General features: G+C 52.8%; 10 protein-coding genes and 1 pseudogene. 2 read left to right on the top strand and 9 right to left on the bottom strand.

What is annotated here, in order from left to right:
- Nucleotides 1-80 precede the first annotated feature (80 nt).
- The 8 genes from gltL to D9734_RS07575 form a co-directional block, all read right to left on the bottom strand.
- Nucleotides 81-806, bottom strand: coding sequence for a glutamate/aspartate ABC transporter ATP-binding protein GltL (gene gltL / locus D9734_RS07540; RefSeq protein ID WP_130206511.1), 726 nt, complete (start codon nucleotides 804-806; stop codon nucleotides 81-83).
- Entirely contained in the window at nucleotides 806-1,480 is a 675-nt protein-coding gene (gene gltK / locus D9734_RS07545) for a glutamate/aspartate ABC transporter permease GltK (protein WP_069198421.1), read from the bottom strand. Before gltK ends, gltL begins: the two co-directional genes overlap by 1 nt.
- Nucleotides 1,480-2,220 (bottom strand): glutamate/aspartate ABC transporter permease GltJ, encoded by a 741-nt coding sequence (gene gltJ, locus D9734_RS07550; RefSeq protein ID WP_000020950.1) that lies wholly within the window; start codon nucleotides 2,218-2,220, stop codon nucleotides 1,480-1,482. Before gltJ ends, gltK begins: the two co-directional genes overlap by 1 nt.
- A gap of 169 nt (nucleotides 2,221-2,389) precedes the next feature.
- Nucleotides 2,390-3,298: a glutamate/aspartate ABC transporter substrate-binding protein GltI gene (gene gltI / locus D9734_RS07555; protein ID WP_130206513.1), complete on the bottom strand. Its 909-nt coding sequence runs from the start codon at nucleotides 3,296-3,298 to the stop codon at nucleotides 2,390-2,392.
- A gap of 395 nt (nucleotides 3,299-3,693) precedes the next feature.
- The gene (lnt, locus tag D9734_RS07560) at nucleotides 3,694-5,232 is read right to left on the bottom strand and encodes an apolipoprotein N-acyltransferase (RefSeq protein WP_130206515.1); all 1,539 of its coding nucleotides are present in this window, start codon (nucleotides 5,230-5,232) and stop codon (nucleotides 3,694-3,696) included.
- A gap of 24 nt (nucleotides 5,233-5,256) precedes the next feature.
- Nucleotides 5,257-6,135: a CNNM family magnesium/cobalt transport protein CorC gene (gene corC, locus D9734_RS07565; protein ID WP_001278605.1), complete on the bottom strand. Its 879-nt coding sequence runs from the start codon at nucleotides 6,133-6,135 to the stop codon at nucleotides 5,257-5,259.
- An 89-nt stretch (nucleotides 6,136-6,224) separates the two neighbouring features.
- Nucleotides 6,225-6,692, bottom strand: coding sequence for an rRNA maturation RNase YbeY (ybeY, locus tag D9734_RS07570; protein WP_130206518.1), 468 nt, complete (start codon nucleotides 6,690-6,692; stop codon nucleotides 6,225-6,227).
- The gene (locus D9734_RS07575; RefSeq protein WP_001018040.1) at nucleotides 6,689-7,729 is read right to left on the bottom strand and encodes a PhoH family protein; all 1,041 of its coding nucleotides are present in this window, start codon (nucleotides 7,727-7,729) and stop codon (nucleotides 6,689-6,691) included. Before D9734_RS07575 ends, ybeY begins: the two co-directional genes overlap by 4 nt.
- A 177-nt stretch (nucleotides 7,730-7,906) precedes the next feature.
- Between D9734_RS07575 and D9734_RS23705 the strand changes: the two are divergent.
- Nucleotides 7,907-8,005, top strand: a pseudogene (locus D9734_RS23705) (hypothetical protein); the annotation flags it as partial.
- 51 nt (nucleotides 8,006-8,056) lie between these two features.
- On the opposite strand, the gene miaB reads toward D9734_RS23705, so the two are convergent.
- Nucleotides 8,057-9,481, bottom strand: a complete 1,425-nt coding sequence (miaB, locus tag D9734_RS07580; protein ID WP_000162740.1) for a tRNA (N6-isopentenyl adenosine(37)-C2)-methylthiotransferase MiaB — start codon at nucleotides 9,479-9,481, stop codon at nucleotides 8,057-8,059.
- A gap of 145 nt (nucleotides 9,482-9,626) precedes the next feature.
- Here miaB and ubiF point away from each other — a divergent pair, with 145 nt between their 5' ends.
- Entirely contained in the window at nucleotides 9,627-10,802 is a 1,176-nt protein-coding gene (gene ubiF, locus D9734_RS07585; RefSeq protein ID WP_130206520.1) for a 3-demethoxyubiquinol 3-hydroxylase, read from the top strand.
- Nucleotides 10,803-10,959: the final 157 nt, after the last annotated feature.

The following is a 10,959-nucleotide window of genomic DNA, read 5'->3' on the forward strand; positions in this document are numbered from 1 at the left end:
AACGCCGGAATGTAACAGATACGAGGACCGAAACGATAAAGCGTGAGATGGCGCGCACCTGGGTATGCGCGCCAGAAGGATTAGTGCAGGATTTTCGCGAGGAAGTCTTTTGCGCGGTCCGATTTCGGATCATCGAAGAAAGCGTCTTTCGGCGAGTCTTCGACAATTTTTCCCTCGTCCATAAAGATCACTCTATTCGCCACTTTACGGGCAAAGCCCATTTCGTGGGTCACCACCATCATGGTCATCCCCTCGTTCGCCAGTTCCACCATCACGTCCAGCACTTCGTTGATCATCTCCGGATCCAGCGCCGATGTCGGTTCGTCGAACAGCATGGCAATAGGATCCATGCACAATGCGCGAGCGATCGCCACACGCTGCTGCTGACCGCCGGAAAGCTGCGCCGGAAACTTATTGGCATGTGCGGAAAGTCCCACGCGCTCCAGCAATTTCAATGCTTTTTCACGAGCCGGCGCTTTATCGCGTTTAAGCACTTTCACCTGCGCCAGGGTCAGGTTTTCGATAATCGACAGATGAGGGAACAGCTCGAAATGCTGGAACACCATCCCGACGCGGGAACGCAGCTTTGCCAGATCGGTTTTCTTGTCGTTAACCACGATACCATCGACGGTGATTTTACCTTGCTGCACCGGTTCGAGGCCGTTGACGGTTTTAATCAGCGTTGATTTGCCAGAACCAGACGGGCCGCAAACCACCACCACTTCGCCTTTTTTCACTTCGGTTGAGCAGTCGGTCAGCACCTGAAAGTGACCATACCATTTTGAAACATTTTTCAGGGTAATCATTATGCTGTCCTTCTTTTCAAGTAGCTGACCAACAACGACGCGCTAAGGCTAATAACGAAATAAACAAATCCGGCAAACAGGATCATCTCGACCTGCGTACCATCACGCTCACCAATGGTTGAGGCGGTACGGAAGAAATCGGCCAGAGATAACACATACACCAGTGAGGTATCCTGGAACAGTACGATACCCTGAGTGAGCAGCAGCGGCACCATCGCGCGGAACGCCTGCGGCAGAATAATCAGTTTCATCGACTGCCAGTGAGTCATTCCCAACGCCAGCGCGGCGCTCGACTGACCACGAGAAATACTTTGAATACCGGCGCGGATAATCTCTGAATAGTAGGCCGCTTCAAACATCGAAAACGCCACCATCGCCGAAATTAAACGGATATCATTTTTTGGCGATAATCCCAGCACGTTTTGCAGAAAACCCGGCACAATCAGGTAAAACCACAGCAGAACCATGACTAAAGGAATTGAGCGGAAAACGTTAACGTAGGCTTTGGCAAACCACGCCACGGGCGCAAAGCTCGATAAACGCATCACCGCCAGCATGGTGCCCCACAAAATACCAATGACCACCGCCGTAATGGTGATTTTCAAGGTGATCACCAGCCCGTCCAGCAGATATGGCAGGGAAGGGACAATGGAACTCCAGTCAAACTCGTACATTATTTGCCCCCCATATTGCCGGGCAGGCGAACTTTACGTTCAACCAGCGTCATCACCAGCATGATAACCGCGTTAATCAACACATACGCCAGCGTGATGGCGGTAAACGACTCCCAGGCGTGGGCCGAGTAGTCGAGCAATTTACCCGCCTGCGCCGCCATATCTACCAGACCGATAGTCGAGGCGATGGCGGAGTTTTTCACCAGGTTCATCATCTCGGAAGTCATCGGCGGGACGATAACGCGATAAGCGTTAGGCAGCAGCACATAGCGGTAAGCCTGCGGCAGCGTCAGCCCCATTGCCAGCGCGGCATTCTTCTGCCCGCGCGGTAGTGACTGGATTGCGGCGCGTACTTGTTCGCAAACGCGAGCCGCAGTAAACAGCCCCAGGCAGAGCATAGAGGAGAGGAAAAACTGAATATTTGGGTCCAGTTCCGCCTTAAACCACATGCCGATTTTCTCCGGCAGCAGCTCTGGGATCACCAGATACCAGGTAAAGAATTGCACAATCAATGGCACGTTGCGGAACAGTTCGACATACAACGTACCCAGACCGGAGAGAAAACGGTTAGGAACGGTGCGCAAAATGCCGAATAACGAGCCGACGAGGAAAGCGATAATCCAGGCGCAGATCGACAAAGCGATCGTCACCTGAAAACCACTCCAGATCCAACCAAGATAGGTGGTGTTGCCGAACGGGGCTTGTTGTAAAAAAATACCCCAGTTCCAGTCTATAGACATAAATCTACTCCAGAAAAAAGAGGGTAGCAGCGTTAACTGCTACCCTCGAAGATTGTTACCCAGCGTATTGCGGTTTTCAGGCCCGATGGGGAACGACCATCAGGCGTATAGTCTGTCCGTGCTACGTAACAATCGAGAGGGCTGGAATTTCCGCCCCTGGTTCTTGTAATTAGTTCAGTGCTTTGTCATTCGGTTCTTTGAACAGTGCTTTCATTTCGTCCGACAGTTCGAAATTCATGTTCAGGTTTTTCGGCGGAATTGGATTTTTGAACCATTTATCAAACCATTTTTCCGCTTCACCGGAGGTCTGGACCTGAGCGATGGTGTCATCCATCAGCTTTTTGAACTGCGGATCGTCTTTACGCAACATGCAACCGTAAGCTTCCTGAGACTGCGGCTTGCCGACGATTTCCCAGTTGTCTGGTTTCTTCGCCTTTGCACGTTCACCGGCCAGCAGGGCATCATCCATCATAAAGGCAACGGCACGACCGCTTTCCAGGGTGCGGAAAGAGTCACCGTGGTCTTTGGCGCTGATGATGCGCATGTTCATTTTTTGCTCTTCATTCAGTTTGTTGAGCAGAACTTCAGAGGTGGTGCCGGAAGTGACTACGACGGCTTTGTCTTTCAGGTCGGCAAAATCTTTAATATCGCCGCCTTTTTTGGTCAGCAGGCGCGTACCGACCACGAAAATAGTGTCGGAGAAAGCCGCCTGTTTTTGGCGCTCGACGTTGTTAGTGGTAGAACCACATTCAAAATCGAAAGTGCCGTTTTGCAGCAGAGGAATACGGTTTTGTGAGGTGATCGGAATCAGTTTCACCTGCAAGTCCGGTTTGTTGAGTTTCTTTTTCACTGCTTCAACAATGGCGTTGGAGTAATCCTGCGAGTAACCCACCACTTTTTGCTGATTGTCGTAATAAGAGAAAGGTACTGAAGATTCACGGTGACCGACGACAATCACACCATTTTTGGCGATTTTGTCTAGTGTACTGCCCGCTGTCGGGGCGGCGTCATCTGCCTGTGCCAGTCCTGCGGAAAGCGCCAGGGCCAGGATTGCTGTGGCAGGTTTACGTAATTGCATATCCAACTCCTTTATCTTCTGCGTTAAAAACGCATGGATACCCGTTGTGAGTGTTTGTGTTGTTATCATCTGCAACTTTATTGTGCAGTGTTGTGCTTGTTAGGTAACATTTAGTTTGGCTAAATGTAAAGATATTGCTGTTTTATTGTTTGTTTTTGCGAGATACGCCGCACCATTCCGAAGCAAAATTCTTAAAACGCACCTTTTTGGTGCTACCGCTGATTTGTGGTGGTGCAACCGGGTTGCGCTAATGCCGGTTCAAGGTTTGCCTTGTATAACAAAGCAATAGATGTGCCAGAAATGGACAGAAGAATGGTGAAGGCGGAAAAGGTGTGCATGCCGCATCCGGCGAGCGTGCCGAAATACGGGATGTATTCCGGCACGATAAGAAGGGATTATTTACGTCGCTGACGCAGACTCATCAACACAGCGGCAAAACCAAACAGCGCCGTCAGCGCCCAAAGCGGCCAGTTGCCGGTACGTGCGTATGGCGTGAGTCCGGTAGTCGGCGTCACGTTAGTGGTTAACACCTCGCGGGTGAATTGCGGGATCATCGCCTGAATCTCACCTTGAGGACCAATCACCGCCGTAATGCCGTTGTTGGTGCTGCGCAGCAGTGGGCGCGCCAGCTCCAGCGCACGCATTCGCGCCATCTGGAAGTGCTGCCATGGACCAATAGACTTACCAAACCACGCATCGTTGGAGATAGTCAGCAGATAGTCGGTATCCGGGCGGAAATTATCGCGCACCTGCTCGCCGAGAATGATCTCGTAGCAAATGGCCGCAGTGAGCTGAATGCCGTTCACCGACAGCGGTGGCTGGATATATGGCCCACGGCTGAATGACGACATCGGCAGATCAAAGAACGGCGCTAATGGACGCAGAATCGACTCCAGCGGGACAAACTCGCCAAACGGCACCAGATGGTTTTTGTTATAGCGATCGGCTGATTCGTAGCTGTACGGTGCACCTTTACCCAGCGTGATGATGGCGTTGTAGGTATCGTAGCGGTTCTGCTTATTGAGGCGCGCATCGACAATCCCGGTTATCAACGAACTCCCTTTCTCACGCAGAACGCCATCCAGCTCTTTGAGGAATGGTTGCTGATTCATTTCCAGATCGGTAATTGCCGACTCCGGCCAGATAATCAACGATGATTTGCCCATCAGTGGTGCCGTTGCGTTGTAGTAAACCTTCAGCGTATTAAGAAGCTGGCCTTCGTCCCACTTCAGCGATTGCGGAATATCGCCCTGAACCATCGAAACCTGAATGGTTTTCTCCGGTTGCGGGGTATACCACTGGATGTAACGCAGCGGGAAGGGAAGGGCAAACAGTACGACAGCCACCACCAGCGGACGCCAGTTGCGTTTGACTAACGCCAGTGCCAGCAGGCCGCTTACCATCATCAGCAGGAAGTTAATGGCTTCCACGCCCATTATCGGTGCCAGCCCTTTTAACGGGCCATCAATCTGGCTATAGCCGAACTGTAACCACGGGAAGCCTGTCAGTACCCAACCGCGTAGAAACTCGGTCACCTGCCAGAGAGCAGGGGCGGCAATCGCCACGCGTAGCCAGGTGGTTTTCGGCCACAGACGCGACAACACGCCAGCAAACAGTCCGGTATACAGCGACAGATACGCCGCCAGCAGTACCACCAGGAAGATGTTAACCGGGCCAGGCATTCCGCCAAAGGTCGCGATGCTGACATAGACCCAGTTAATACCGCTGCCAAAGAGGCCAAATCCCCAGCAAAAGCCAATAGCGGCAGACTGGAGTGGACGGCGGTTAAAGGTCAACGCCTGAAGCCCCATCAGCGAAATAATCGCCGCAGGCCAGACGTCGTAAGGAGAGAAGGCCAGCGTTCCGCAGGCACCGAATAATAACGCCAGCAGCAGGCGAATGCGCTGGCGTTCAATTAATGAGGCAAAAGCCATGTAGTTATCTATCCAGTTTCGGTTTTATTCATCCAGCTTTGGCTGGGGTGAGTCATCCGGGATTTTGACATGAACCTGAATAATACGCCGACTATCGGCCATCGCCACTTTGAACTGGTAACCGTCGATGTCGATGGTTTCGCCACGCGCCGGAAGATGCCCAAACGCCTGCATCACCAGACCACCGATGGTGTCAACCTCTTCATCGCTAAAGTGGGTGCCGAACGCTTCGTTGAAATCTTCAATGGAAGCCAGTGCGCGCACAGTCCAGGTATGACGACTCAGCTGACGGAAGTCGATATCATCTTCTTCGTCATACTCGTCTTCAATCTCACCAACAATCAGTTCCAGGATGTCTTCAATGGTCACCAGACCGGAAACCCCACCGAATTCGTCAATGACGATCGCCATGTGGTAACGCTGAGAGCGAAACTCTTTCAGCATACGGTCTACGCGCTTACTTTCAGGAACGACAACCGCCTGACGTAACACTTTGTCCATGCTGAAGGCTTCAGCATCGCTGCGCATAAACGGCAGCAAGTCTTTCGCCATCAGAATCCCTTCAATGTGATCTTTGTCTTCGCTAATCACCGGGAAACGTGAGTGGGCTGACTCGATGATGACATCAAGGCATTCGTCCAGCGTCTGGTTGCGTTTCAGGGTAATCATCTGGGAGCGGGGGATCATGATGTCGCGGACGCGTTGGTCTGCGATGTCCATCACTCCTTCGAGCATATCGCGCGTATCTTCGTCGATAAGGTCGTTCTGCCCGGAATCACGGATCAGCGCCAGCAGTTCGTCACGGTTTTTCGGTTCACCGTGGAAAAGTTGGCTGAGTAACAGGGAGAAAAATCCCTTCTTGTTGCTTATCGTGTCACTACTGTGTGAATTGTCGTCGCTCATGGCGTCGTATGGGTTCTCATGTTAGTTAATCAAAACGCCGTCGTTAATCACCAACGGCGGGGACATCTGCCAGTCAAATGCCTGGCAAATTATTCTTTCTCGGCAATGTACGGATCCTCATAGCCCAGAGCAAGCATAATCTCTGTTTCGAGGGCTTCCATTTCTTCTGCTTCGTCATCTTCGATGTGATCGTAACCTAACAAATGCAGACTGCCATGCACCACCATATGCGCCCAGTGCGCCTCCAGTGGTTTGCCTTGCTCCTGAGCTTCCTTCTCAACCACCTGACGGCAGATAACCAGATCGCCCAGTAGCGACATCTCCATGCCAGGCGGCACTTCAAACGGGAAGGAGAGCACGTTGGTCGGCTTATCCTTACCGCGATAGGTCATATTCAGACTGTGGCTTTCGGCGGTGTCGACCACGCGAATAGTCACTTCCGACTCTTCCTGAAACTGCGGGATCACCGCATTCAGCCATGTTTGAAACTGGCTCTCTTCCGGTAGCCCGGAATTATCTTCACATGCCAGTTGTAAATCGAGGATCACCTGACTCATTTTTGTTCCTGTTCTTCGCGCTTGCGTTCTGCCGCCAGCGCCGCTTTACGTTTTTGTTCGGCTTCTTCCCAGGCTTCATAGGCGTTAACGATACGCGCCACGACCGGGTGACGAACCACGTCTTCGCTGTGGAAGAAGTTAAAGCTGATCTCTTCGACATCAGCCAGCACTTCGATGGCATGACGCAAACCAGACTTGGTGTTGCGCGGCAGGTCGATCTGTGTGACGTCGCCGGTGATAACCGCTTTTGAGTTAAAACCGATACGGGTCAGGAACATCTTCATCTGTTCGATGGTGGTGTTCTGGCTCTCATCAAGAATGATAAACGCGTCGTTTAGCGTACGACCACGCATATAGGCCAGCGGCGCGACTTCAATAACGTTGCGCTCAATCAGTTTCTCGACTTTCTCAAAACCCAGCATTTCAAACAGCGCGTCGTACAGCGGGCGCAGATACGGGTCTACTTTCTGGCTTAAATCACCCGGCAGGAAGCCCAGTTTCTCACCGGCTTCTACCGCCGGACGAGTCAGCAGAATACGGCGGATTTCCTGACGCTCCAGGGCATCAACTGCTGCAGCTACTGCCAGGTAGGTTTTACCCGTACCCGCCGGCCCAACGCCGAAGGTGATGTCATGGTCGAGAATATTGGCGATGTACTGCGCCTGGTTTGGCGTGCGCGGCTTAATTACGCCGCGTTTGGTTTTGATATTGACCGCTTTGCCGTACTCCGGCACGCTCTCCGCGCTTTGCTCCAGCACGCGCGCTTCTTTAATCGCAAGGTGGATCTGTTCTGGTTCGATATCCTGAATCTGACCGCGCATTGGGGCGGTATCGACATACAGGCTGCGCAGAATGTCTGCCGCGGCGGTGACGCAAATCGGGCGGCCGGTCAGTTTAAAGTGGTTATCGCGGCGATTGATTTCGATGCCGAGACGGCGTTCGAGTTGTTTGATGTTGTCATCAAACGGGCCGCACAGGCTCAACAGACGCGCGTTGTCTGCTGGCTCTAGGGTGATTTCGCGAGTGTCTATGTTCAAACTGTTCCTCTTATCTGTATGCCGCCGGAAGCTGAACATTCACCGGCCTATAACGAAATTATTCACGCCACAGGAAAAAGGCGCAAGCATTGCGATAAAGATGGGGATAAAGAGAGAAAAAACAAGGCCCACCGGAACGGCGGGCCAGTGATTATTGACGAAGAGCGTGTTGTTCATGCCGGATGTGGCGTAAACGCCTTATCCGGTCTACAAATTCATGCAAATTCAATATATTGCTGGAATCATGTAGGCATGATAAGCGTAGCGCATCAGGCAATTTGCGTTTGTCGTCAGTCTCAAAACTTACCAGACCGGCGGGCCTGAGAATTACGGCTGATAATAACCCACGCCCAGGTCGTTTTCTTTGCGGGTACGGGCAATCACCGATTCCGGTGTTTCTGCCACGCGCAGACCCATTTCATCTTCAGTACGCACCACTTTACCGCGCAGAGAGTTCGGGTAGACGTCGGTAATTTCTACATCGACGAATTTACCGATCATATCCGGTGTGCCCTCGAAGTTGACCACGCGGTTATTTTCGGTACGACCGGAAAGCTCCATGATGCTCTTACGCGATGTACCTTCTACCAGAATACGCTGGGTGGTGCCGAGCATCCGGCGGCTCCATGCCATCGCTTGCTGATTGATACGCTCTTGCAGAATATACAGACGCTGCTTCTTCTCTTCTTCCGGAACATCATCAACCATATCGGCGGCTGGCGTACCCGGACGTGCAGAGAAGATAAAGCTGTAGCTCATGTCGAAATTGACGTCGGCAATCAGCTTCATGGTTTTCTCGAAGTCTTCGGTGGTTTCGCCCGGGAAGCCAACGATGAAGTCAGAACTGATCTGAATATCCGGACGCGCCGCACGCAATTTACGGATGATCGCTTTGTACTCCAGCGCCGTATGGGTACGTCCCATCAGGTTCAGAATACGATCGGAACCGCTCTGTACCGGCAGGTGCAGGAAGCTCACCAGCTCCGGCGTGTCGCGGTACACTTCGATGATATCGTCGGTGAATTCGATCGGATGGCTGGTGGTAAAGCGAATACGATCGATCCCGTCGATCGCAGCAACCAGACGCAGCAGATCGGCAAACGATCCGGTGGTGCCGTCGTAGTTTTCACCACGCCAGGCGTTCACGTTCTGACCGAGCAGGTTGACTTCACGCACGCCCTGAGCCGCAAGCTGGGCAATCTCAAACAGAATATCGTCAGACGGACGGCTTACCTCTTCACCACGGGTGTAAGGCACCACGCAGTAGGTGCAATATTTATTGCAGCCTTCCATGATGGAGACAAACGCAGTCGGCCCTTCGGCGCGCGGTTCTGGCAGACGGTCGAACTTCTCGATTTCCGGGAAGCTGATATCTACAACGGGGCTGCGGTCGCCGCGCACGGAGTTGATCATCTCTGGCAGACGGTGCAGCGTTTGCGGCCCAAAAATAATATCGACATAGTGGGCGCGCTGGCGAATGTGCTCGCCTTCTTGCGATGCCACGCAGCCGCCGACGCCGATAATCAGGTCCGGATTCTTCTCTTTTAACAGTTTCCAGCGACCCAACTGATGGAAGACTTTTTCCTGAGCCTTCTCGCGGATTGAGCAGGTGTTCAGCAGCAGCACATCCGCTTCTTCCGCCACGTCGGTCAGTTGATAGCCGTGGGTGGCATCCAGCAGATCGGCCATCTTCGATGAATCGTACTCGTTCATCTGACAGCCCCAGGTTTTAATATGGAGTTTTTTGGTCATCGACTTGCTCTTGCGAAATAGTAGCCAGGAATGCAGGGCGCATAGTGTAATGCTTTGCTGCCGTTGTGACCAGTATGAGCGTTATCAGCCCTTGGGGGTAAAAATCCTGTAAACTTAAAGCATATTGCTAACAGGATGATTGACCATGACAAATCAACCAACGGAAATTGCCATTGTCGGCGGAGGAATGGTCGGCGGTGCACTGGCGCTGGGACTGGCACAGCACGGATTTTCGGTAACGGTAATCGAGCACGCAGAACCTGCGCCGTTTGTCGCTGATAGCCGGCCGGATGTGCGGATCTCGGCGATTAGTGCGGCTTCGGTATCATTGCTTAAAGGTTTAGGCGTCTGGGATGCAGTACAGGTTATGCGTTGCCATCCTTACCGCAGACTGGAAACCTGGGAGTGGGAAACGGCGCATGTGGCGTTTGACGCCGCTGAACTTAAGTTACCGTTGCTGGGCTATATGGTAGAAAACACTGTCCTGCAACAGGCGCTTTGGCAGGCGCTGGAAGCGCATCCGAACGTGACGTTACGTGTGCCAACCTCGCTGATTGCGCTGCATCGCCATAATGATCTTCAGGAGCTGGAACTGAAGGGCGGCGAAGTGATCCGCGCGAAACTGGTGATTGGTGCCGACGGCGCAAATTCGCAGGTGCGGCAGATGGCGGGAATTGGCGTTCATGCCTGGCAGTATGCGCAGTCGTGTATGTTGATTAGCGTACAGTGTGAGAACGATCCCGGCGACAGCACCTGGCAGCAATTTACCCCGGACGGACCGCGTGCGTTTCTGCCGCTGTTTGATAACTGGGCATCGCTGGTGTGGTATGACTCTCCGGCGCGCATTCGCCAGTTGCAGAATATGAATATGGTGCAGTTACAGGCGGAAATCGAGAAACATTTCCCGTCGCGTCTGGGTTACGTGACGCCGCTTGCCGCAGGTGCGTTTCCGCTGACGCGACGCCATGCGTTGCAGTATGTGCAACCAGGGCTTGCGCTGGTGGGCGATGCCGCGCATACCATCCATCCGCTGGCGGGGCAGGGGGTGAATCTTGGTTATCGTGATGTTGATGCCCTGATTGATGTTCTGGTCAACGCCCGCAGCTATGGCGAAGCGTGGGCCAGTTATCCTGTGCTCAAGCGTTACCAGATGCGGCGCATGGCGGATAACTTCATTATGCAAAGCGGTATGGATCTGTTTTATGCCGGATTCAGCAATAATCTGCCGCCGCTGCGTTTTGTGCGTAATCTCGGATTAATGGCTGCGGAGCGTGCTGGCGTGTTGAAACGTCAGGCGCTGAAATATGCGTTAGGGTTGTAGCGTCATGCTAACCGTAGGTCGGATAAGACGCGCCAGCGTCGCATCCGACATTGAAGGATAAGACGTATCAACATCGCATTCGGCATTGAATATACGCAGAAAAGCAAAAAGCTCGCCGAAGCGAGCTTTTTTAATGTGGCTGGGGTACGAGGATTCG

This window comes from Escherichia sp. E14S1, from assembly GCF_004211995.1.
Lineage (GTDB): Bacteria > Pseudomonadota > Gammaproteobacteria > Enterobacterales > Enterobacteriaceae > Escherichia.